The 22,114-nt window shown below is 71.6% G+C and carries 20 protein-coding genes; 12 read left to right on the forward strand and 8 right to left on the reverse strand.

What is annotated here, in order from left to right; all coding sequences use genetic code 11:
- Window positions 1-87: 87 nt before the first annotated feature.
- The 3 genes from ACZ5VC_RS23055 to ACZ5VC_RS23065 all read left to right on the forward strand — a co-directional run bounded on the left by ACZ5VC_RS23055 (window position 88) and on the right by ACZ5VC_RS23065 (window position 4,329).
- A complete protein-coding gene (locus ACZ5VC_RS23055; RefSeq protein ID WP_469121909.1) occupies window positions 88-1,089 on the forward strand; it encodes an SCO0930 family lipoprotein in 1,002 nt (333 codons plus the stop codon).
- A gap of 265 nt (window positions 1,090-1,354) precedes the next feature.
- Window positions 1,355-2,167: an SAM-dependent methyltransferase gene (locus tag ACZ5VC_RS23060; RefSeq protein ID WP_469121910.1), complete on the forward strand. Its 813-nt coding sequence runs from the start codon at window positions 1,355-1,357 to the stop codon at window positions 2,165-2,167.
- 2 nt (window positions 2,168-2,169) lie between these two features.
- Window positions 2,170-4,329 carry a putative bifunctional diguanylate cyclase/phosphodiesterase gene (locus tag ACZ5VC_RS23065; protein ID WP_469121911.1) on the forward strand — a complete coding sequence of 720 codons (2,160 nt, stop codon included), beginning with the start codon at window positions 2,170-2,172 and terminating at the stop codon, window positions 4,327-4,329.
- Between the two features lie 69 nt (window positions 4,330-4,398).
- On the opposite strand, the gene ACZ5VC_RS23070 is transcribed toward ACZ5VC_RS23065, so the two are convergent.
- Complete coding sequence (locus ACZ5VC_RS23070) at window positions 4,399-5,313, reverse strand: LysR family transcriptional regulator (protein ID WP_469121912.1); 915 nt, start codon at window positions 5,311-5,313, stop codon at window positions 4,399-4,401.
- Window positions 5,314-5,408: 95 nt separating this feature from the next.
- Between ACZ5VC_RS23070 and ACZ5VC_RS23075 the strand changes: the two genes are divergently transcribed.
- The 5 genes from ACZ5VC_RS23075 (at window position 5,409) to melC2 (ending at window position 10,352) form a co-directional block, all read left to right on the forward strand.
- The gene (locus ACZ5VC_RS23075; RefSeq protein WP_469121913.1) at window positions 5,409-6,116 is read left to right on the forward strand and encodes a succinate dehydrogenase; all 708 of its coding nucleotides are present in this window, start codon (window positions 5,409-5,411) and stop codon (window positions 6,114-6,116) included.
- A gap of 1 nt (window position 6,117) precedes the next feature.
- Window positions 6,118-8,064 carry a fumarate reductase/succinate dehydrogenase flavoprotein subunit gene (locus tag ACZ5VC_RS23080; RefSeq protein WP_469121914.1) on the forward strand — a complete coding sequence of 649 codons (1,947 nt, stop codon included), beginning with the start codon at window positions 6,118-6,120 and terminating at the stop codon, window positions 8,062-8,064.
- Window positions 8,061-8,813, forward strand: a complete 753-nt coding sequence (locus ACZ5VC_RS23085; RefSeq protein WP_469121915.1) for a succinate dehydrogenase/fumarate reductase iron-sulfur subunit — start codon at window positions 8,061-8,063, stop codon at window positions 8,811-8,813. The genes ACZ5VC_RS23080 and ACZ5VC_RS23085 overlap by 4 nt, the downstream gene beginning before the upstream one ends.
- 297 nt (window positions 8,814-9,110) lie before the next feature.
- On the forward strand, window positions 9,111-9,494 hold the full coding sequence (melC1, locus tag ACZ5VC_RS23090; protein ID WP_469121916.1) for an apotyrosinase chaperone MelC1: 384 nt from the start codon (window positions 9,111-9,113) through the stop codon (window positions 9,492-9,494).
- 30 nt (window positions 9,495-9,524) lie between these two features.
- The gene (gene melC2 / locus ACZ5VC_RS23095) at window positions 9,525-10,352 is read left to right on the forward strand and encodes a tyrosinase MelC2 (RefSeq protein ID WP_469121917.1); all 828 of its coding nucleotides are present in this window, start codon (window positions 9,525-9,527) and stop codon (window positions 10,350-10,352) included.
- On the opposite strand, the gene ACZ5VC_RS23100 is transcribed toward melC2, so the two are convergent.
- Both ACZ5VC_RS23100 and ACZ5VC_RS23105 read right to left on the reverse strand, forming a co-directional pair.
- Window positions 10,349-12,703, reverse strand: a complete 2,355-nt coding sequence (locus ACZ5VC_RS23100; RefSeq protein ID WP_469121918.1) for an ATP-binding cassette domain-containing protein — start codon at window positions 12,701-12,703, stop codon at window positions 10,349-10,351. The genes melC2 and ACZ5VC_RS23100 overlap by 4 nt on opposite strands.
- A 9-nt stretch (window positions 12,704-12,712) precedes the next feature.
- Window positions 12,713-13,732 carry an MsnO8 family LLM class oxidoreductase gene (locus ACZ5VC_RS23105; protein WP_469121919.1) on the reverse strand — a complete coding sequence of 340 codons (1,020 nt, stop codon included), beginning with the start codon at window positions 13,730-13,732 and terminating at the stop codon, window positions 12,713-12,715.
- A 47-nt stretch (window positions 13,733-13,779) separates the two neighbouring features.
- Here ACZ5VC_RS23105 and ACZ5VC_RS23110 point away from each other — a divergent pair, with 47 nt between their 5' ends.
- Entirely contained in the window at window positions 13,780-14,268 is a 489-nt protein-coding gene (locus ACZ5VC_RS23110; protein WP_469121920.1) for a phosphatase domain-containing protein, read from the forward strand.
- Window positions 14,269-14,285: 17 nt separating this feature from the next.
- Here ACZ5VC_RS23110 and ACZ5VC_RS23115 read toward each other — a convergent pair whose 3' ends face one another.
- Window positions 14,286-14,513: a dodecin gene (locus ACZ5VC_RS23115; RefSeq protein ID WP_469121921.1), complete on the reverse strand. Its 228-nt coding sequence runs from the start codon at window positions 14,511-14,513 to the stop codon at window positions 14,286-14,288.
- 263 nt (window positions 14,514-14,776) lie between these two features.
- Between ACZ5VC_RS23115 and ACZ5VC_RS23120 the strand changes: the two genes are divergently transcribed.
- The 3 genes from ACZ5VC_RS23120 to ACZ5VC_RS23130 all read left to right on the forward strand — a co-directional run bounded on the left by ACZ5VC_RS23120 (window position 14,777) and on the right by ACZ5VC_RS23130 (window position 17,857).
- A complete protein-coding gene (locus ACZ5VC_RS23120) occupies window positions 14,777-16,027 on the forward strand; it encodes an extracellular solute-binding protein (RefSeq protein WP_469121922.1) in 1,251 nt (416 codons plus the stop codon).
- 178 nt (window positions 16,028-16,205) lie between these two features.
- Complete coding sequence (locus tag ACZ5VC_RS23125) at window positions 16,206-16,982, forward strand: GNAT family N-acetyltransferase (protein ID WP_469121923.1); 777 nt, start codon at window positions 16,206-16,208, stop codon at window positions 16,980-16,982.
- Window positions 16,979-17,857: a lysophospholipid acyltransferase family protein gene (locus tag ACZ5VC_RS23130; RefSeq protein WP_469121924.1), complete on the forward strand. Its 879-nt coding sequence runs from the start codon at window positions 16,979-16,981 to the stop codon at window positions 17,855-17,857. Before ACZ5VC_RS23125 ends, ACZ5VC_RS23130 begins: the two co-directional genes overlap by 4 nt.
- Here the strand turns inward: ACZ5VC_RS23130 and egtD are convergent.
- Genes egtD through egtA form a run of 4 tightly spaced genes read right to left on the reverse strand, consistent with a single transcriptional unit; the run spans window position 17,752 to window position 22,074 of the window.
- Window positions 17,752-18,717 carry an L-histidine N(alpha)-methyltransferase gene (egtD, locus tag ACZ5VC_RS23135; protein WP_469121925.1) on the reverse strand — a complete coding sequence of 322 codons (966 nt, stop codon included), beginning with the start codon at window positions 18,715-18,717 and terminating at the stop codon, window positions 17,752-17,754. The genes ACZ5VC_RS23130 and egtD overlap by 106 nt on opposite strands.
- Window positions 18,714-19,469: an ergothioneine biosynthesis protein EgtC gene (gene egtC / locus ACZ5VC_RS23140; protein WP_469121926.1), complete on the reverse strand. Its 756-nt coding sequence runs from the start codon at window positions 19,467-19,469 to the stop codon at window positions 18,714-18,716. Before egtC ends, egtD begins: the two co-directional genes overlap by 4 nt.
- Window positions 19,469-20,779 carry an ergothioneine biosynthesis protein EgtB gene (gene egtB / locus ACZ5VC_RS23145; RefSeq protein ID WP_469121927.1) on the reverse strand — a complete coding sequence of 437 codons (1,311 nt, stop codon included), beginning with the start codon at window positions 20,777-20,779 and terminating at the stop codon, window positions 19,469-19,471. Before egtB ends, egtC begins: the two co-directional genes overlap by 1 nt.
- A complete protein-coding gene (egtA, locus tag ACZ5VC_RS23150) occupies window positions 20,776-22,074 on the reverse strand; it encodes an ergothioneine biosynthesis glutamate--cysteine ligase EgtA (RefSeq protein ID WP_469121928.1) in 1,299 nt (432 codons plus the stop codon). Before egtA ends, egtB begins: the two co-directional genes overlap by 4 nt.
- Between the last annotated feature and the right edge of the window lie 40 nt (window positions 22,075-22,114).

Genomic DNA, 22,114 nt, shown 5'->3' on the forward strand with positions numbered 1-22,114 from the left:
GAACACCAGGCACGAGGTCGCCCGTACCTAGGGCCATGAGCGGCACACAGAGGCGCCGCAACCGGATAGAACCCCACGGGAGTTGACATGAAGACCTGGCGTAACGCCTCTCTCGCGCTGACCGCGGCGGCCGTGCTCGCGCTGACGACGGCGTGCGGTCAGGACAAGGGCGACGAGCGTCTGGGCGGGCAGTCGGTCGGTGCCGCCAACCCGGCCCAGGCCCCCGCCGAGAACGGCTACGGCTCCGACAGCGGCTACGGCGCCGACACCGGGACCCAGGCCGCCAAGCCGGCGGGTCAACTCGCCGTCTGGGACAGCAAGAAGCTCGGCAAGGTGGTCACCGACAGCCAGGGCTTCACCCTGTACCGCTTCGACAAGGACACCGCGAGCCCGCCGAAGGCGACGTGCGAGGGGGAGTGCGCCAAGGCCTGGCCGGTGGTCTCCGCCGGTGACGCGAAGGTCCCGGCCGGCACGGACGCCGCCCTGCTCGGCGAGGTGACCCGCGCCGACGGCACCAAGCAGCTCACCCTCGGCGGCTGGCCCATGTACCGCTACGCCAAGGACACCAAGCCCGGCGACGCCAACGGCCAGGGCGTCGGCGGCACCTGGTACGCCGCGGCCCCCGACGGGAAGAAGGCCGCCCCGGCGGCCGGCGGCGGCGAGGGCGACGGCTACGGCGGCGGCGCGGAGAGCGGTCAGGAGAGCGGCCAGGAGGGCTCCGACGATCTGGCCGGCCTCTCCGTCCGCAAGGACCCCAAGCTCGGTGACATCGTGGTCGATTCCAAGGGCATGACGGTCTACCGCTTCAAGAAGGACTCCGCCTGGCCGATGAAGACGGCCTGCACCGGCGCCTGCCTGGAGAAGTGGCCGGTGGTGGCCCCGGTCGAGAAGAACGACACCGAGGGCATCACCAAGAAGGGCTTCGTCACCTTCGCCCGTCCCGACGGCGTCAAGCAGCAGACCATCGACTGCTGGCCGATCTACACCTTCTCGGGCGACCAGAAGCCCGGTGACATCAACGGCCAGGGTGTCGGCGGCACCTGGTACGCCGTCTCCCCGCAGGGAAAGCTGGTCGGAGCGCCCAAGTAGGTCCCCCACGCCGCGACTCCGGCCCGCCGGCCCACTGTCACACCCCCCGGGGTGGCGGTGGGCCGGCCTCATGCGACCCTTTGTGTCGGTCTGTTCGGGCCGTCACGCGTCCCTCGGAAGCCGCACGTGCCAATGGCGTGTGACCAAGAACGGACCGTGAATTTCCGTTTCCGCTCGCTCTCTTGGCGGGCGATCAGTAGCCTCGGCTCGAACACCCGGCCAGGAACATGGCCGCACCCCCCGTGGCGACTTGTTGGAGACATCGATGGAGCGTCCCGCCTGGGCCCCGCCGGGCATCGACATTTCGGTGCCGAGCGTGTCCCGCATGTATGACTTCTATCTGGGCGGTTCGCACAATTTCGAGGTCGACCGGGCGGCCGCCCGCAAAGCCATGGAATTCCTGCCGGGTCTGCCGAAGATCATGCAGGCGAATCGTGCCTTCATGCGCCGCGCCGTCCGCTTCGCCGTGGACGAGGGCATTACCCAGTTCCTCGACATCGGCTCCGGCATACCGACGTTCGGCAATGTCCACGAGGTCGCGCAGGCCGCGAGCCCCGAGGCCCGGGTGGCGTACGTCGACTACGACCCCGTCGCCGTCGCGCACAGCCAGGCCGTGCTGGAGGGCAACGACCGCGCCACCGTCGTCGCCGCCGACCTGCGCAAGCCGCGGGACATCATCGACAGCCCCGAGGTCCGCGAACTCATCGACCTCGACAGGCCGGTGGCCCTGCTGCTCGTCGCCGTACTGCACTTCCTGGAGGACGAGGACGAGCCCCAGCGGGCCGCCGCGGAGCTCCGCGACGCCCTGGCGCCCGGCAGCCTGGTCGTCCTCACCCACGCCTCCTTCGACGGCATCCCGCTGCCCCAGGAGCAGGCGGGCGGCGTCGTCGATGTCTACCGCAATGCCCGCAGCCCGCTGGTGATGCGCTCCCGCCCGGAGATCGCCGCGTTCTTCGAGGGATACGAACTGGTCGAGCCCGGCCTGGTCTCCATGCCGCTGTGGCGGCCCGACGGCCCGGTCGACCAAGAGGATCCATACGCCTTCTCGGGCTTCGCAGGGGTGGGGCGCAAGGCGTGAAGATGCCGTCGCAGGCACCCGGTTCCGCGGCGGAACCCGACGGCCTGGAGGACAGACTCAGACGGTTCGTGACGATCTGGAGCCGGGCGATCTTCCCGCTCACGGCGACGTCACTCACCCGCGCCGAGTTCGAAGAACATCTGCTGCCCTTCGCCCGCGAGTTGTGCGACGCGCTGCACGCCAGGCCCTTCGACACCGCCCCCGCCCACCGGGTCGGCGCCGCGCTGGTCGCCGCGCACTGCACCGACGCCGACGCCCTCAGCCGGACCCTCGGGGTCATCGACTCCTATCTGGTGCTCTACTGCGGTACGGAACAGCGCGCGACCGCCGAGGACCTGCGAGCCCGCTGCGCCCGCCTCCAGCACGCGCTGGCCGCCGGCTTCGCCCACACCCTGCGCGAGCGCACCCGCTCCGAGCAGGAGGCCATCGCCCGCTCGGCGCTGCTGGCCCGCATCGACGCCCAACAGGCCCTGCACGCCACCGAGGCACGCTTCCGGGCCGTCTTCGAAGGCGCGGCCATCGGCATCGGCATCGCCGACCTCGAGGGAAACGTCCTGGAGGTCAACGACGCTCTCACCCGGATGTTCGGCGGCCTCGAGCACACCGTCCGCAGCCGCAACGTCAACGAGTGGGTGCACCCCGAGGATGCCCCGCACGTCTGGAAGCTCTACAGCGAGCTGGTCCGCGGCGAACGCGACCACTACCGGGTCGAGAAGCCGTACTACCGCGGCGACGGAACCGTCCTGTGGACCAATCTGACGGTCTCGCTGCTCCGCGACGCCGACGGCCGCCCGCAGTACCAGCTGGCGCTCATGGAGGACACCACCGAGCGGCGGCTGCTCAACCTCCGGCTGCGGTACGAGGCCACCCATGACGCGCTCACCGGACTGCCCAACCGGACCCTCTTCTTCGAACGCCTCGACAAGGCACTCACCGCCGCCGGGAACACCCGCTTCGGCCTCTGCTACCTCGACCTCGACGGCTTCAAGGCCATCAACGACAGCCTCGGCCACTCCGCCGGGGACCGTCTCCTGGTCGAGGTCGCCGACCGGCTGCAGAGCTGCGCCACCGCGCCGGGGGAGATGGTCGCCCGGCTCGGCGGCGACGAGTTCGTGGCGCTCACCACCGGACCCGACACCCAGGCCGAGGTCGCCGAGCTCGCCCACCGCATCCTGGGCGCCCTCGCCACCCCCATCCGGCTCGACGGCCGGGAACTGACCGTGCGCGGCAGCGTGGGCGTCGTCGAGGGCCCGGCCGGCGAACGGACCTCCGCCGAGGTGCTGCGCAGCGCCGACATCACCATGTACCGGGCCAAGTCGGCGGGGGGCAACCGTTTCGAGCTGGCCGACCCGGAGGCGGACGCCCGCGCCATCACCCGCCACGGCCTGACCACCGCGCTGCCCGCGGCGCTCGAGCGCGGCGAGTTCTTCATCGAGTACCAGCCGCTGGTGCATCTCGGCGACGGGAGCGTCCACGGGGCGGAGGCGCTGGTCCGCTGGTGCCATCCGCAGCACGGCGTCCTCGGTCCCGACCGCTTCATCCCGCTCGCCGAGCACACCGGGCTGATCGTGCCGCTCGGCCGCTGGGTCCTCCAGGAGGCGGTGCGCCAGGCCCGGTACTGGCAGCGGCGGCACTCCGACGGCGGCCCGCTGCGGATCAACGTCAATCTGTCGCCCACCCAGCTGCACCACCCGGGCCTCGTCGCGGACACCGTCGACGTCCTGGAGCGCTCCGGGCTCGAACCGGGCGCCCTGTGCCTCGAGGTCACCGAATCGGCGTTGATCGGCGCCGACGAGGACCTCCTCAAGCCGCTGCGGCAGCTGGCCGACATGGGCGTGGACATAGCGCTGGACGACTTCGGCACCGGCTACTCGAATCTGGCCAACCTGCGCCGGCTGCCGGTGAGCGTGCTGAAGCTGGACCGTTCCTTCACCCAGGGCATGCAGCGGCATCCGGCGGACCCGGTCGACCTGAAGATCGTCGAAGGGATCGTGTCGCTGGCGCACAGCCTGGAGCTGGCGGTGACGGTGGAGGGCGTGGAGACGGGCGCCCAGGCCGAGCAGCTGCGCGAACTGGGCTGCGACACCGCCCAGGGGTGGTACTACGCCCGCCCCGGCGCCCCCGACCGGATCCACTCACTGGTGCTCGCCGACGCGGTCTGACCCGGCCCTGGAGCCGTCCGCCGGACTCCGACCCGGCCCGACCCGGTCCAGCGGCAGTCCGCAGGCGTCCTACCACTTGGCCCGCGAGGCCAGCAGCACCCTCTGAAGCTCGCGGGCCGCACGCGGCGGCGCCACGTCGCTGCGGTGCGCCAGCGCGATCGTCCGCCGCAGCCCCGGTCTGGCGAGCGCGGTCACCCTCAGGTCGCGGCCCGCCCGGGCCGCGACCATGGCCGGGACCACGGCGACGCCGAGACCCGCCCGTACGAACCCGAGCACCGCGTCCATCTCGCCGCCCTCCACCGTGAACGACGGCTCGAAGCCCTCGGCCCGGCAGGCGGCGACGGTCAGCTCCCGCAGGTCGTAGCCGTGCCGGAACATCACCAGCGGCTGGTCGCGCAGATCCGCGATCCGCACCGGCCGGCCGGGCGCGTCCGCCGTCGCGGGGGCGCCGCCGGGATGAAAGCCAGGAGGAGAGACGACCACCAGGTCCTCGCGCAGCAGCTCGACCGTGGTCAACGCGGGGGAGGGCGTCGGCAGCGGCAGCACCACCAGCGCCAGATCGAGCGCGCCTCGCGCCAGCTCCCGTACGAGGTCGTGCGAGCCGCTCTCCTCGATCAGCAGCCGGACACCAGGGTGCTGATCGTGGAAGGCGCGCAGGACGTCGGGCAGCAGCCCGGTGCACAGGCTCGGCGTCGCCCCGAGCCTGACCCGTCCCCGGCGCAGCTGGGCCAGCTCCTGGATCTCGTGTCGCGCGGTGTCGGTGTCGGCGAGGATCCGGCGGGCGAGGGGCAGCAGCGCCTCGCCCGCCTCGGTGAGGGCGATATTGCCCCTGGCCCGGCTGAAGAGTTCGGCGCCCAGCTCCTGCTCCAGCGCCCTGATCTGCTGCGACAGCGACGGCTGGGAGACATGGACCCGTTCGGCGGCGCGGGTGAAGTGCCGGGTCTCGGCGACGGCGACGAAATAGAGCAACTGCTGGAATTGCATACACCCCACCATAAGCCGTCGATAGGCGTTGCCTATGGAGATGAGCCGGACCATGTCTTGGACCTCTCGGGGCCTTCGGCCCTAGCGTCGGGACCATGGCTCTGGCAACGCGGACGGATCGACAACCGTCCCCCACACGCACCTTCTGGGGATCGACCCTCGGCAAGAAGACGGTCATGGCCGTGAGCGGCCTGATCATGCTCGGCTATCTGGTCGCCCACGTGATGGGCAATCTGAAGGTGTTCTTCGGCCCCGGTGAGTTCAACGCCTACGGCCACTGGCTCCGCACCATGGGCGCCCCCGTCCTGCACCACGAGTGGGCCCTGTGGCTCGTCCGGATCGTGCTTCTCGCCGCCGTCGTCGGCCATGCCGTCTCCGCGTACCAGCTCAGCAGGCGTGACATCAAGGCCAGGCCCACCGCCTACGCCCACAAGCGCGCGCGGGCGACCTACGCCACCCGCACCATGCGCTGGGGCGGCGTCATCGTCGCCCTCTTCATCGTCTGGCACGTGCTCGACCTGACCACCGGCACCGTCCACCCGGGCGGATTCCAGGAAGGCCACCCGTACCAGAACGTCGTGGACACCTTCTCCACCTGGTACGGCAACGTGATCTACATCGTCGCGATGCTGGCAGTCGGCCTGCACGTCCGGCACGGCTTCTGGAGTGCGGCCCAGACCCTCGGCGTGGGCAACGCCGCCCGCGAACGCGCACTGAGGTTCCTCGCCAACGCCCTCGCGCTGGTGCTGACCGCGGGCTTCATCTCCGTACCCGTCGCCGTCATGACCGGAGTCGTGAGCTGACATGAACTTTTCCCGCTACACCACCGGCGAGCCCGTCGTCGACACCAAGGCCCCCTCGGGTCCCGTCGCCGAGCGCTGGGACAAGCGCCGCTTCGAGGCCAAGCTGGTCAATCCGGCCAACCGGCGCAAGCACACGGTCATCGTCGTCGGCACCGGCCTCGCCGGCGGGTCGGCCGGCGCCACCCTCGCCGAACAGGGCTACCACGTCGTCCAGTTCTGCTACCAGGACTCGCCGCGCCGCGCCCACTCCATCGCCGCCCAGGGCGGCATCAACGCCGCCAAGAACTACCGCAACGACGGCGACTCCATCCACCGGCTCTTCTACGACACCGTCAAGGGCGGCGACTTCCGCGCCCGGGAGTCCAACGTCCACCGGCTGGCGCAGATCTCGGTGGAGATCATCGACCAGTGCGTCGCCCAGGGCGTGCCCTTCGCCCGTGAGTACGGCGGGCTCCTCGACACCCGCTCCTTCGGCGGCGTCCAGGTCTCCCGCACGTTCTACGCCCGGGGCCAGACGGGCCAGCAGCTCCTGCTCGGCGCCTACCAGGCCCTCTCCCGGCAGATCGCCGCGGGCAACATCGAGATGCACCCGCGCACCGAGATGCTGGACCTGATCGTCGTCGACGGCCGGGCGCGCGGCATCGTCGCCCGTGACCTGATCACCGGCGAGATCTCCACCCACTTCGCCGACGCGGTGGTCCTCGCCTCCGGCGGCTACGGCAACGTCTTCTATCTGTCGACCAACGCCATGAACTCCAATGCGACCGCTGTCTGGCGGGCGCACCGGCGCGGCGCGTACTTCGCCAACCCCTGCTTCACCCAGATCCACCCCACCTGCATCCCGCGCACCGGCGACCACCAGTCCAAGCTGACCCTGATGAGCGAGTCGCTGCGCAACGACGGCCGCATCTGGGTCCCCAAGGCGCAGGGCGACACCCGTCCGGCGAACGAGATCCCCGAGGACGAGCGCGACTACTACCTGGAGCGCATCTACCCGTCCTTCGGCAACCTCGTTCCCCGTGACATCGCCTCCCGCGCCGCGAAGAACGTCTGCGACGAGGGGCGCGGTGTGGGACCCGGCGGCCAGGGCGTCTACCTCGACTTCGCCGATGCCATCAAACGGATGGGCCGCAAGGCCGTCGAGGAGAAGTACGGCAACCTCTTCGACATGTACGCGCGGATCACCGCGGAGAACCCGTACGAGACGCCGATGCGCATCTACCCCGCCGTGCACTACACGATGGGCGGACTGTGGGTCGACTACGACCTCCAGACCACCGTCCCCGGCCTCTTCGCCATCGGCGAGGCCAACTTCTCCGACCACGGCGCCAACCGGCTCGGCGCCTCCGCGCTGATGCAGGGCCTCGCCGACGGATACTTCGTCCTGCCGTCGACGATCAACGACTACCTGGCCCGCAACCCGAACGCCCAGCAGGTCACGCCCGACCACCCCGCCGTCCAGGAGGCGCTGGCCGAGACCGAGGACCGGCTGAACCTGCTTCTGTCGGTCGACGGCGACCGGACTCCGGACTCCTTCCACCGCGAACTCGGCGAGCTGATGTGGGAGTTCTGCGGGATGGCCCGCAGCGAGGACGGCCTGCGCAAGGCGCTCGACCGGATCCCGCAGATCCGCGAGGAGTTCTGGCGCCGCATCAAGGTCCCCGGCACGGGCGAGGAGTTCAACCAGTCGCTCGAGAAGGCCAACCGCATCGTCGACTACCTGGAGCTCGCCGAGCTGATGTGCCTCGACGCGCTGCACCGCGAGGAGTCCTGCGGCGGCCACTTCCGGGAGGAGTCCCAGACCCCGGACGGCGAGGCCGCCCGCCGGGACGAGGAGTTCTCCTACGCCGCCGCCTGGGAGTTCCAGGGCACCGGCGACGCCCCCGTCCTGCACAAGGAAGACCTCGTCTTCGAGTACGTCCACCCCACCCAGCGGAGCTACGCATGAGGCTCACCCTGCGCGTCTGGCGCCAGAAGAACGCCGACGCCCCCGGCGCCATGGCCACCTACGACGTCGACAACATCTCCTCCGACATGTCGTTCCTGGAGATGCTCGACACCCTCAACGAGGACCTCATCCTGCGCGGCGAGGAGCCGGTCGCCTTCGACCACGACTGCCGGGAGGGCATCTGCGGCGCCTGCAGCCTCGTCATCAACGGCGACGCCCACGGCCCCGAGCGGACCACCACCTGCCAGCTCCACATGCGGTCCTTCCAGGACGGCGACACCATCGACATCGAGCCGTGGCGCGCCTCCGCGTTCCCGGTCGTCAAGGACCTGGTCGTGGACCGGTCCGCGTTCGACCGGATCATCCAGGCCGGCGGCTACATCAGCGCCCCGACCGGTGCGGCCCCGGACGCGCACGCGACCCCGGTGCCCAAGGCCGACGCCGACTTCGCCTTCGAGCACGCCGAGTGCATCGGCTGCGGCGCCTGCGTCGCCGCCTGCCCCAACGGCTCCGCGATGCTCTTCACCTCCGCGAAGATCAACCATCTCAATGTGCTGCCGCAGGGCGCACCGGAGCGCGAGACCCGCGTCCTCGACATGGTCGCCACCATGGACGCGGAGGGCTTCGGCGGCTGCACCCTCACCGGCGAGTGCGCGACGGCCTGCCCCAAGGGCATCCCGCTGCCGTCGATCGCGGCGATGAACAAGGAGTGGCTGCGGGCGACGCGGAAGGCGCCGAGGCGCGGCTGATTCAGGCCAGTCTCCGGGCGTGAGCCCCGCCACCATTACCGTCCCGGAACGGGAGATTCTTCACGAGATCGTCATGATCTCCGCAGGATTTTCGTTCCGGGGCTCCTTCTTGCCCGTCAACAGCAAGATCAACTTCGTTCAAACTGGTACGAGAAAGGGCGAGTTGTCCGCATCGAGGCCAACCGCCGCTCGCGGAATTCCGCACTCCGACCACCCCCGGTAGGCATGGTCCTTGCCGGGGGCACATGACCAGACCCCCGGCGGTACCGAAACACCGCACCACACAGGGGGTTACCCATGTCCACCATCACCCGCCGCCGCGCCCTCGGCGTCGCGGCCTCGGCCGCCGCCGGCCTCGCCGTCGGCCAGGTGCTCACGGCCCCCTCCCCGGCCTCGGCCGCACCGGCCCACCAGGCCACCGGACCGGCGCCCTTCGACGAGATCTTCGAGGGGCGCCGCATCCAGGGCGGCCCCGCGCACGGAGGCGGCCACCACGGGGGACACGGCGGCGGCTACGCCGTCCACGTCGACGGCGAGGAACTGCACGTCATGCAGAACGCCGACGGAACCTGGATCAGCGTGATCAACCACTACGAGCCGTTCACCACGCCCCGGGCCGTGGCCCGCGTAGCCGTCCGTGAACTGCGCGGCGCCACGCTCGTCCCGCTCGCCGTCGCCTGATCCTCACCCCGATTCCGGAGCCGCACCACCATGACCGTCCGCAAGAACCAGGCCCAGCTCACCGCCACCGAGAAGCGGCGCTTCGTCGACGCCCTTCTGGAGCTCAAGCGCACCGGCCAGTACGACACCTTCGTCACCACCCACAACGCGTTCATCATGGGCGACACCGACACCAGCGACCGTGTCGGCCATCGCTCGCCCTCGTTCCTGCCCTGGCACCGCCGCTTCCTCATACAGTTCGAGCAGGCCCTCCAGGCCGTCGACGCGACCGTCGCACTGCCCTACTGGGACTGGACCACGGACCGCACGTCCCGCGCGTCCCTGTGGGCCCCCGACTTCCTCGGCGGCTCCGGCCGTTCCCGTGACGGTCAGGTCATGGACGGCCCGTTCGCCCGCTCCGCCAACCGGTGGACCGTCTCCGTCCGTGTCGACGGGCGCGACTTCCTGCGCCGCGATCTCGGCGCGGGCGGCCGCCAGCTGCCCACCCGGGCCGAGGTCGACTCCGTCCTCGCCATGGCGACGTACGACACGGCGCCCTGGAACAGCTCCTCCGACGGCTTCCGCAACCACCTGGAGGGTTGGCGCGGCGTCAACCTCCACAACCGTGTCCATGTGTGGGTCGGCGGGCAGATGGCGACCGGAGTGTCCCCGAACGATCCGGTCTTCTGGCTCCACCACGCGTTCATCGACAAGCTCTGGGCCGACTGGCAGGCCCGCCACCCCGACTCCACCTATCTCCCGGCCGCCGGTACGCCCAACGTGGTCGACCTCCACGACACCATGCGCCCGTGGAACGACGTGACCCCGGCCGACATGCTCGACCACACCAGGCACTACACCTTCGACACGGCCGCCTAGGAAGCGCCCCGGCCGGCGAGGGACTCCGCCAGGTACGGCGCGGTGAGGCTGCCCGCCGCGCCGGCCACCTCCGCCGGCGTACCGGAGGCGACGATGCGGCCGCCTTCCGCTCCTCCGCCCGGCCCCAGGTCGATCACCCAGTCCGCCTCGGCGACCACGTCCATGTCGTGCTCCACGACCACCACCGAGTGGCCCGCGTCGACCAGTTGGTGGAGCCGGCGCATCAGGACGTCCACATCGGCCGGATGCAGACCGGTCGTCGGCTCGTCCAGGACGTACAGGGTGTGGCCCGAGCGCTGTCGCTGGAGTTCGGCGGCGAGTTTGATGCGCTGTGCCTCGCCGCCGGAGAGCTCCGTCGCGGGCTGGCCCAGACGGAGATAGCCGAGCCCCACGTCGAGCAGGGTGCGCAGACTGCGGGCGGCGGCGGGAGTGTCCGTGAAGAAGTCCGCCGCCTCCTCGACCGTCAGATCGAGCACCTCGGCGATGTTCAGGCCGGCGTGCCGGACCTGGAGGGTCTCGTCGTTGTACCGGGCGCCGTGGCAGTCGGGGCAGGGGGCGTACGTGCTCGGCAGGAACAGCAGCTCCACGGAGACGAACCCCTCGCCCTGACAGGTCTCGCACCGGCCGCCCTTCACATTGAAGGAGAACCGGCCGGCCTTGTAACCACGGGCCCGCGCCTCGTCGGTGGCCGTGAAGAGCCTGCGGACGACGTCGAACAGTCCCGTGTACGTCGCCAGGTTCGACCGGGGCGTCCGGCCGATGGGCTTCTGGTCCACCGTCACCAGGCGTTCCACACCCGGCAGTTCATCGGCGAGCTCGCCCACGAGCGTCGACTTCCCCGATCCGGAGACGCCGGTGACCGCCGTGAGCACACCGAGGGGGAACTCCGCCTCCAGGCCCCGGAGGTTGTGCCGGCTCACCGGGCCGATCCGCAGCCGGCCGGACGGCTCACGGAGCATACGCCGCGCCGGCGTTTCCCGGTCGAAGAGGAACCGGCGGGTCACCGACTCGGCCACCGCCGCGAGCTCCCCGGGCGGCCCGCTGTGCAGCACCCGCCCGCCGTGGACACCGGCCCCCGGTCCCACGTCCACCAGCCAGTCGGCACGTCGCACGACATCGAGATGGTGCTCCACGACGAAGACGGTGTTGCCGCCCGCCTTCAGCCGGTCCAGGACGACGAACAGCGCCTCGGCGTCGGCGGGGTGCAGGCCCGCCGACGGCTCGTCCAGGACGTACACCACGCCGAACAGCCCCGAGCGGAGCTGGGTGGCGAGCCGCAGCCGCTGCAGCTCGCCACTGGAGAGCGACGGCGTTGTCCGGTCCAGACTGAGATAGCCGAGGCCGAGCTCGGTGACCGTGGCGATCCGTGCCGACAGGTCCCCGGTCAGCACCCGGGCCGTCTCGCTCCGCGCGCCCGTGGGCAGGATCTCCGCCAGGGCGGTCAGCGGAAGAGCGGCCAGCTCGGCGATCGTACGGCCCGCGTAGGTCACCGCGAGCGCCTCCGGCCGCAGCCTGCTCCCGTGGCAGACGGAGCAGGGCGCACTGCTGAGAAAACGCTCGGCCCTGGCGCGCAGCGTCTGGCTCCTGGAGTCGGCGAAGGTGTGCATCACATAGCGCCGGGCGCTCATGTACATGCCCTGGTACGGGCGTTGGATGCGCCCCGCCTCCCGGACCGGATGGACCGTCACGACCGGCTGCTCGTCGGTGAACAGGATCCACTCGCGGTCCTCGGGGTCGAGCTCGCGCCACGGCCGGTCGACGGCGTAGCCGAGGGTGTCGAGCACGTCCCGCAGGTTCTTCCCCTGCCAGGCGCCGGGCCAGGCGGCGATCGCGCCCTCGCGGATCGACAGCGAGGGGTCCGGCACCAGCAACTCCTCGCTGGTCTCGTGCACCCGGCCAAGACCCTGGCACGCGGGGCAGGCACCGGCCGCCGTGTTCGGCGAGAAGGAGTCCGAGTCGAGCCGGTCCGCCCCCTCGGGATAGTCGCCCGCGCGCGAGAACAACATCCGCAGCGAGTTGGAGAGCGTGGTGACCGTGCCGACGGACGAGCGGGAACCCGGCGACGAGCGCCGCTGCTCCAGCGAGACGGCCGGCGGCAGACCGGTGATCTCACCGACCTTGGGCGCGCCCACCTGGTGGATCAGCCGCCGCGCGTACGGCGCCACCGATTCGAAGTAGCGGCGCTGCGCCTCGGCGTAGATCGTCCCGAACGCCAGCGACGACTTCCCGGACCCGGACACCCCGGTGAAGACGGTGATCGCGTCGCGGGGGATGTCCACGTCGACATGGTCGAGATTGTGCTCGCGTGCTCCGCGGACGCGGACGAACGGGTCATGGGGGCTGCCGTGCATCCCCGGAGTCTAGGTGTCCGTGCTGGTCAGGCCCGCGATCCGGGCGATCCTCCGATACGAGTCGAGCAGCGCCCCCCGGTCGTACGTGCTGGTCGTCACCAGGATCTCCTGCGCCGCGGTCTCCTTCACGGCCTGCTCCAGCGCCTCGCGGACCTGCTCCTCGGTGCCATGGATGTGTCCGCGCAGCCCGGCTTCGTAGAATCCCCGCTCCTTCTCCGACATCGCCAGGGACTCGATCCGCTCGGGAGACTCCAGCGGCGGGAAGACGCCGTGCGTCCGCGAGTACGCCAGCGACCACGCCTCCGGCATCAGCAGCCGCCGCGCCTCCTCCTCGGTCCCGGCGACGGCGACCGTCCCCGCCACGGTGACATGAGGCTCGTCGGACCAGACGGAGGGGCGGAAGCCCGCACGGTAGGCGTCGAGGGCCGTGAGGAGCTTGTCACGGCTCCGCAGGTCGCCGATCACCAGCGGAAGACCCGCGGCGGCTGCGATGGCCGCTCCCTCGCCGGTGGCCAGGACGTACGGCGGCACCCGCAGGCCCTCGGCCGGGCGGGCGTGCACCTGCGGATGGGCCGTCTGGTCGCCGGTGAACCAGCCGAGCAGCTCGGCCAGCTGCCCGGCGAAGTCGTCGGCGTCCTTCTTGTCCCGGCCCAGGGCCCGCCGTATGCCGTCCGTGAACCCGACCGACCGGCCCAGACCCATGTCGATCCGGCCCGGGAAGAGCGACTCCAGGACGCCGAACTGCTCGGCCACGACGAGGGGTTGGTGGTTGGGCAGCATCACCCCTCCCGTGCCGACCCGGATCACCGAGGTCGCGGCAGCGACGGCCGCCGCAAGGACGGTCGGCGCGGACCCCGCGACACCGGGCACGCTGTGGTGCTCCGAGACCCAGAAGCGGTGGTAGCCGTACCCCTCCAGCTCCTGGGCGAGGCGGACGGTGTCCCGGAGTGCCCCGGGAGCGTCCTGCCCCTCGCGGGTGCGTGAACGGTCGAGGACGGAGAACCGGGTCGAAGCGAGAAGAGAGCTCACGCCCGGTTCAACGCCTGCGCCGCCCGGGGATTCCCTAAGCTCGGGGCGTGACGCGAAACAGCAGGCCAGTGGCCGTATTCGACCTGGACATGACGCTCTCCGACTCCGGGCACCGCCAGCACTTCCTGGAGAGGCGACCGCGCGACTGGGACGCGTTCTTCGCGGCGGCGCCGCAGGATCCGCCTTTGGACAAGGGCGTGGCGCTCTGCCTCGAAGCCGCGCGGGAGTGCGAGGTCGTGTACCTCACGGGCAGGCCGGAGCGCTGCCGCCGGGACACGGTGACCTGGCTGGCCGCGCAGGGCCTTCCCGAGGGCAGGATCCATATGCGGCGCAACCACGACCGGCGGCCCGCCCGCACCACGAAGCTGGAGATCCTGAACGCGCTCGCCCGCGACCGGGAGGTCCATATGTTCGTCGACGACGACGAGCTGGTGTGCGAGGCCGCCGAGCGCGCCGGGTTCCCGGTCGTACGCGCCCGCTGGGGAGCGCCCTCGCAGGAGCTGAAGGACGCCCAGGAGAACCAGGGCCGTACCTGAGATCCGGCACCTGCGGATCAGGTACCGGCCCCGGCGCCGTCCTCCAGACGGAATCCCACCTTCAGGCCGACCTGGTAGTGCGCGATCTGCTGGTCCGCGATGTGGCCGCGGATCTGGGTCACCTCGAACCAGTCCAGCGCGCGCACGGTCTCCGAGGCGCGGGCGATGCCGTTGCGGATGGCCTGGTCGATGCCCTCCGGGGAGGTCCCGACGATCTCGGTGACACGGTAGGTGTGGTGGGACATGGGGTCCGCCTCTCTGTCGCGAGCGCCGCGGTCGCGGGTGTCACTCCACCGTGCCCCACCCCGCCCAGGTGCGCGATTCATCGGCGGCGGGATGGTGGACGGAGTGGTCGCGGGCCCATCCGCCTGGCAGAACCATGCATTCCGGGACTTGACCACCCCGTTGGTCCAGACCAGAATCCAGGCCACACGCCCGTACGAACGTTTTGTTCGACCCCCCCACGTCGGGTCCGTCCTCCCATGCTGAAACGCAGAAGGTGACCCACGTGAAGAAGCGCTCTCTCCTCTGTCCGCTCGCGCTCGTCTCCGCCGCCGCGCTCACCGGATGCGGGCTCCTCCCGGGCGGCGGCGCGAAGGCGCGCACGGTCGACGTCTGGCTGATGAAGGACAGCGTCACCGACGACTTCCTCGCCCGCTTCACGAAGGCCTACGAGGCCGAGCACCCGTCCGTGAAGCTGCGGTTCACCTTCCAGGAGTGGACCGGCATCGGAAAGAAGGTCACGGCCGCGCTTGAGGGCGAGGGCGGTCCGGACGTCATCGAGGTCGGCAACACCCAGGTCGCGCAGTACGCCGAGACGGGCCGGCTCTTCGACCTCACCCTCGAATCGATGCGCGACCTGGGCCGCGAGGACTGGCTGCCCGGCCTCGCCCAGCCGGGCAGCATCGACGGCGCGCAGTACGGCATCCCCTGGTACGCGGCCAACCGTGTCGTCGTCTACAACAAGGACCTCTACGCCCGGGCGGGGATAGAGAACCCGGCGAGGACCCGCGCGCAGTGGCTCAAGGACACCGAGAGGCTCAACTCCGGCGGCACCCAGGGCATCTACCTCGCCGGCCAGGACTGGTACACCCTCGCCGGCTTCATCTGGGAGGAGGGCGGGGAGCTCGCGGTGGACCGGGGCGGCAACTGGTCCGGCGCGCTGGACAGCGCCGCGGCCCTCAAGGGCATGGACTTCTACAAGGAACTCCAGTCGCTCGGCGCCGGCCCCAAGAACGCCGACGAGCAGACCCCGCCGCAGTCCGACGTCTTCGCCGGGGGCCGGGTCGCCCAGATCATCTCCACGCCCGGCGCCGCAGCCCTCATCCAGAAGAAGAACCCCGCCCTCGCGGACAAGCTGGGCTTTTTCCCCATCCCCGGGAAGACCGCCGCCGCGCCGTGCGCGGTGTTCACCGGAGGCTCCGACCTGATCGTCCCCGAGAACGCGCCCGACCGCGGCGCGGCCGTCGACGTCGTCGAGGAACTGGCGGGCGAGCAGTGGCAGTCCGACCTCGCCCGCACCATGAGTTACGTCCCCAACAAGACGTCGCTGGCGTCCGTCGTCGGGGGCGAGGAAGCGACCGCCGCCATGGCCGCCGGCGCCGTCCGGGGCCGGGCCACGCCCAACTCGCCCCAGTGGGCCACCGTGGAGGCGGACAACCCCATCAAGCCGTACATGACCGCCGTACTCGAAGGACAGGACCCCAGGCGCGCCGCACAGGTGGCGTCGGCGAAGATCACCAGGGCGCTCGCCGACTGACCGTCCCCACCCGGCGCGGGCTCCCAGCGCCGGAAATCCGGTCATTCAGCCGTCGCACATCCCCGATCCGCCGGGCCGTCATGTCGAATCCAGCCGGTCACGGAAGAAGTAAGGAGCCGGGCCGCCGCACCCGCGGCCCGCCCCTCACGTCCCCTTCCGTCCGCCGGAGGAGCCCGCCATGTCCGCACCGACCGCCGCCCTTCTCGCACCGCCCACCGACGCCCAGCCCCGCTATGTCGTCTCCCTCGCCCGCGACCAGGACGAGGTCAGGGCGGCCCAGCGGCTGCGCCACCTGGTCTTCGCCGGAGAACTCGGCGCCCGCCTCGACGGGCCCGAACCCGGCCTCGACATCGACGCCTTCGACGCCTACTGCGACCACGTCCTCGTACGGGAGGGAGCCACCGGAGAGGTGGTCGGCACCTACCGGGTCCTGCCGCCCGACCGGGCCCGGATCGCCGGACGCCTCTACTCCGAGGGCGAGTTCGACCTGGCCCGGCTCGACCCGATCCGCGACGACCTCGTCGAGGTCGGCCGCTCCTGCGTCCACCCCGCCCACCGCAACGGCGCCGTGATCGCCCTCGTCTGGGCCGGCCTCGCCCGCTACATGACCCGCACCGGTCACACCTGGCTGGCCGGCTGCTGCTCGATACCGCTCGCCGACGGGGGCTCCCTCGCCGCCGGCACCTGGGACGTGGTCAGGGACAAGCACCTCGCCCCCGAGGAGTACTGGGTGACACCGCACAGGCTCTGGTCCCCCAACGGCATCGCCCGGCCCGCCGGCCGCACCGAACCGCCCCCGCTCCTGCGCGGCTACCTGCGGCTCGGCGCCTGGGTCTGCGGTGCTCCCGCCCACGACGTCGACTTCGGCGTCGCCGACCTGTACGTCCTGCTCTCGCTGCGCCGCACCAACCCCCGCTATCTGCGCCACTTCCTCTCCCTCGCCCCCGTGCGATGACCGGGCCGGGGACCGGTTCTCCCTGGCTGCCCACCGCGCCCTGCACGCCGGGCAGCTGTGCGCGTGCCGAGGGACCGGCGGCCGCTCATCCGCTCGCCGCCGCGCGGCTCACGGCCGGACTCGCCACCGTCCTGCTCGGGCTGCTCCTCGCGCCCGCGACCGCCCTGCTGACCCGCGGAGCCCGGCTCCGGCTGACCCGCGCGTGGACGCGGGCGGTGGTCCGCGCCTTCGGCGTCCGGATCCGCGTCACCGGGCCCCCGCCGGCCACCGGCGCACCGTCGCTGGTCGTCGCCAACCACATCTCCTGGCTCGACATCCCGCTGCTCGCCACGGTCCTGCCCGGCCGGATGCTGGCCAAGACCGAGGTCCGCGCCTGGCCCGTCCTCGGCCCCCTCGCCGCCCTCGGCGGCACCCTCTTCGTCGACCGCGACCGGCTGCGCGCCCTGCCCGCCGCCGTGCGCCGCGTCGCGGACGCGCTGGCGAGCGGCTCACGCGTCGTCGTCTTCCCCGAGGGCTCCACCTGGTGCGGCCGCGAGCGCGGCCGCTTCCGGCCGGCCACCTTCCAGGCCGCCCTCGACGCGGGCGTCCCGGTCCAGCCCGTACGCCTCGCCTACACACCGACCGGTCCGGCCGCGTTCGTCGGTGACGACCCGCTCGCCGCCTCGCTGTGGCGGACCGTGCTCACCGGCCGGCTCACCGCGGAGATCCGGATCCTGCCCCCGATCCCCGCGGGCCGCCACACCGACCGTCGTTCACTGGCCCGCGCCGCTCAGCGCGCCATCGCCAGTGACAGCGCGAACCGCTCCTCCTCGTCGGTCCACCAGTGCGTCAGCTCCATCCCGGCCGCCTCCAGCTCCACCCTCACGCCCTCCTGACGGAACTTCGCCGACACCTCCGTACGCATCTCCTCACCGGCCTCGAACGCCACCGCCAGGCCCAGCTCGGGAATCTTCACCGTCAGCGCGGTGCGGGCCCGCAGCCGCATTTCGATCCACTCGTGCTCCGCGTCCCACACCGCCACATGATCGAAGTCGTCCGGGTCCGCGTCGGCGCCCAGCTCCCGGTCGATCACCGACAGGACGTTCTTGTTGAAGGCGGCCGTCACTCCGGCCGCGTCGTCGTACGCGGCAACCAGCGTCGCCTCGTCCTTCACCAGATCCGTGCCGAGCAGCAGCGCGTCCCCGGGAGTGAGCAGCGAGCGTACGGAACCGAGGAACGCGGCGCGCTCGACGGGCAGCAGATTCCCGATCGTGCCGCCCAGGAACGCCACCAGACGGGGCCCCGCCGTGCCCGGCAGCGCCAGCCCCCGGGTGAAGTCGGCGACCAGCGCGTGCACATGCAGCCCCGGGCGCTCGGCCAGCAGCGACTCCGCCGCACCCCGCAGGGCGCTCTCGCTCACATCCACCGGCACATAGCCGTCCAGCTCCGGCAGCAGCGCGTCGATCAGGAACCGGGTCTTCTCCGACGACCCCGACCCGAGCTCCACGAGCGTGCGCGCGCCGGTGGCGGCCGCGATGAGCGGCGCGCGTTCCATGAGGATCTCCCGCTCGGCGCGCGTGGGGTAGTACTCGGGCAGCCGGGTGATCTCCTCGAACAGTTCACTGCCCCGCGCGTCGTAGAACCACTTGGGCGGCAGCTCCTTGGGCATGCGGGTCAGGCCGTGCAGGACATCGGCGCGCAGGTCCGCGCCGGTGGCGTCCTCGGGCAGGGTGCGGGTCAGCAGGAACGGGCTCACGCAGCAAGCTCCTTGAGCGGGGTGAGGGACACATCGGTACGGGTGGCGGTGAGCACGGTGAGCTCGGGGACCTCCCGCCAGAGCGGATCGTCGTCGTACGGCTCCGACGCGACGACCATGCGATCGCCGGGCCCGGCCAGATAGGAGAGGGTGTCCCCCCAGGTCGTCGCCGTGATCGTCCGGCCGTCGGTCAACAGCAGATTGAGCCGTGAGCCGGGCGCCGCCTGGGCGATGTCCAGCACGGTCGAGGCCAGCGCCCGGCCCGCGTCCTCGCCGGCGCGCAGCCGGTGCAGGGCGAGCGCCCAGACCAGCGCCGCGTCGCAGCGTGCCTCCAGGGACAGCAGCTCGGTGAGGGACAGACGGCCCGCGAGCGGGGCCATCGAGTCCGGCCAGTCCTTCACCACGCCGTTGTGGCTGAACAGCCATCGCCCGTCGGCGAAGGGGGCGACCGCCGCCTCCCCGTCCGCGCTGGGCCGCGACGCGTCGCGCACGGCGGCCAGCAGTGCGCCGCTGCGCACCACCCGGGCCAGGTCGGCGAACGACGGGTCGCCCCAGATCGGTCCGGCGCGACGGTACCGGGCGGGCACCGGGTCGTCCTCCACGTACCAGCCGACGCCGAATCCGTCGACGTTCACGGTTCCGTGGCTCTGGCGGCGCGGCTTCCAGGACTGCCGCCACAGCGCGTGCTCCGGCTCCACCAGCAGCTCGCCGAGCCGCAGCGGCGCTCCCACATAGGCGATATGGCGGCACATCAGGAGGCCTCCGGATCTCTCGCGGTGCGGAAGCCCGAGAAGATCTGGCGGCGGACCGGGAGGTCCCAGTTGCGGAAGGTGCCCCGGCAGGCCACGGGGTCGACGGCGAACGACCCGCCGCGCAGCACCTTGTGGGCACTGCCGAAGAAGACCTCCGAGTACTCGCGGTACGGGAACGCGGCGAAGCCCGGGTAGGGCAGGAAGTCGCTGGACGTCCACTCCCACACATCACCGATCAGCTGCCGCACGCCCAGCGGTGAGGCTCCGGCCGGATAGCTCCCGGCCGGAGCCGGCCGCAGATGCCGCTGGCCCAGATTGGCGTGCTCGGGAGTCGGGTCGGCATCGCCCCACGGGTAGCGCAGGGAACGGCCCGCGACCGGGTCGTGACGGGCCGCCTTCTCCCACTCCGCCTCCGACGGCAGCCGGCGGCCCGCCCAGCGGGCGTACGCGTCGGCCTCGTACCAGCTCACGTGCAGCACCGGCTCGTCCGCCGGTACAGGCTCGGTCACCCCGAAGCGGCGGCGCATCCACTGCCCGCCCTCGCGGTGCCAGAACAGCGGCGCGGCGATGTCGTGCTTGCGGATCTGCTCCCAGCCCTCGGCCGCCCACCACCGCTCGTCGGTGTACCCGCCGTCGTCGATGAAGCGCTGGTAGGCGCCGTTGGTGACCGGCACGGTGTCGATGTGGAACGCCGGAACGAAGCGGGCGTGAGCGGGACGCTCGTTGTCCAGGGCCCACGGCTCCGTGGACGTGCCCATGGTGAACGGCCCGCTCGGCACCAGCACTTCGGCCGGCAGCGAGGTCAGGTCACCGGCTCCGGGCGGCTCGGGCGCGGACAGCGCGGCGGGCCCCCGGCGCAGCTGATGGGTGATCAGCATCGTCTCGTCGTGCTGCTGTTCGTGCTGCGCGATCATCCCGAACGCGAAGGCCGCGTCGGTCAGCGGACGGCCCTCCAGCGGCACCCTCTCCAGGATGTCCAGCACCCGCCCGCGCACATCGGAGGCGTACGCCCGCGCCTCGGCCGGGGCCAGCAACGGCAGTGTCGGCCGCAGCGCCCGGGGATGCTGGAAGGCGTCGTAGATGGAGTCGATCTCCGGACGCAGCGCCTCCCGGCCCCCCACGTCCCGCAGCAGCCACTGCTCCTCCTGGTTGCCTATGTGGGCGAGGTCCCACACCAGCGGAGACATCAGCGGCGAGTGCTGCGCGGTGAGATCACGGTCGTCGACGCAGCTGGTGAGGACGGCCGTACGGGCACGGGCGGTGGTCAACGCCTCGAGCGCCCGCTCCCGCAGCTTCTCCGGTTCGGTCATGAGCGGGTGTCCTTCCCGAGGGCGAGCGACGCGGACGGATACGCGTACGTGGAGGGGTCGTCGGCCGGGCAGCGCCCCCGGACGACATAGCGTTCGTGAAAGGCGGCGACCTCGTCCCGGACGGCGGCGGTGGCGCCGATCCGGGGCAGCGCCTCGAGCGCCAGGGTGAAACAGATGACTGCGGCCGCGTGCAGCTCCGGGTCGGCGAGTCCGCGCCGGGCCGCGTGCCGCCACAGGTCGTTGCGGGGAGCGGGCAGGGAGCCGGCCGTCTCGGCGAGGGGCTTCACCGTCCGGTAGACGGTCTCGGCCGCCTCCGGGTCGTCGAACAGCGCGGCGGTCACGGCGAGCGGCACGATCCAGCCGTCGTCGCCGGGCTGGGCGTCGATCATGCGCAGTTCGAGATGGCCCCGGGGCCGCACCGGCGGGAAGAGCGTGGTCCGGTGGTAGGTGAGGTCGGCGAGGGTCGGGGGGCGCCGGTTCCCGGAGCGGAGCCAGCGGCGGAAGGTCAGCCCCTCGGGGACCTCCCAGGGCCCCTCCTCGGCCCGTACGCACATCACCGGGGTGTCCAGCACATGCGTGGCCCACGCGGCCCGCGGGTCCCCACCGAGGGGCGGGGCCATGCCCCGCAGGGGGTCGAGATCGGCCCACAGCGACTGCCGGGTGGAACGCCAGCCGGTGCGGCGGCCGCCGTGGACCGGGGAGTTGGCGAACGCGGCGACCAGCACCGCCCCCAGGAGGTGGGCCAGTTGCCAGCGCCGTCCGTAGCCGAGCGGCCCCGGCTCCTCGTGGCCCGCGTCCAGGCATATCTGCACCGAGGCGGACTCGCACATCATCGCCCGGCCGGCCGGGCCGCTCCGGTCGAAGGACGCCTCCATCGCGTCGTACCGGGGCTCCCGCAGCAGCCGGCCGCGCGGCGCGTGCCAGGGTTCGACGCCATGACCGTCCAGGCGCAGGCCGTGCGGGCGCAGTGCGGACCGTACGGCGTCCAAGTCGGCCGAGACGACGTCCACACACTCCATCAGTGACGCGGCGGGAGGTGAGCTGAGCTCCAGCTGCCCACCCGGTTCGAAGGTGAGCGCCGAGCGCAGTGGCACGCTCGCGAGACCGGCGATGGCGGTCTCGAGACGGGCGCCGGAAACCGGCAGGCGGGGGTCGGCCAGCTCATGGACGAGCCACTCCACCTCAACACCCACCGACTGCGGCGGACCCGTCTTGAAGCAGATACATCGCAGCAGATCCTCGGCCTCGTCCTCGGTGAGGGGCGGGCCGCCCTCATCTGCATCGCTGGGCGACATGATCGGCTCCTCCAGTCGAACGGCGCTGAATCCACCTAAG

This window comes from Streptomyces sp. NPDC033174, assembly GCF_055577795.1.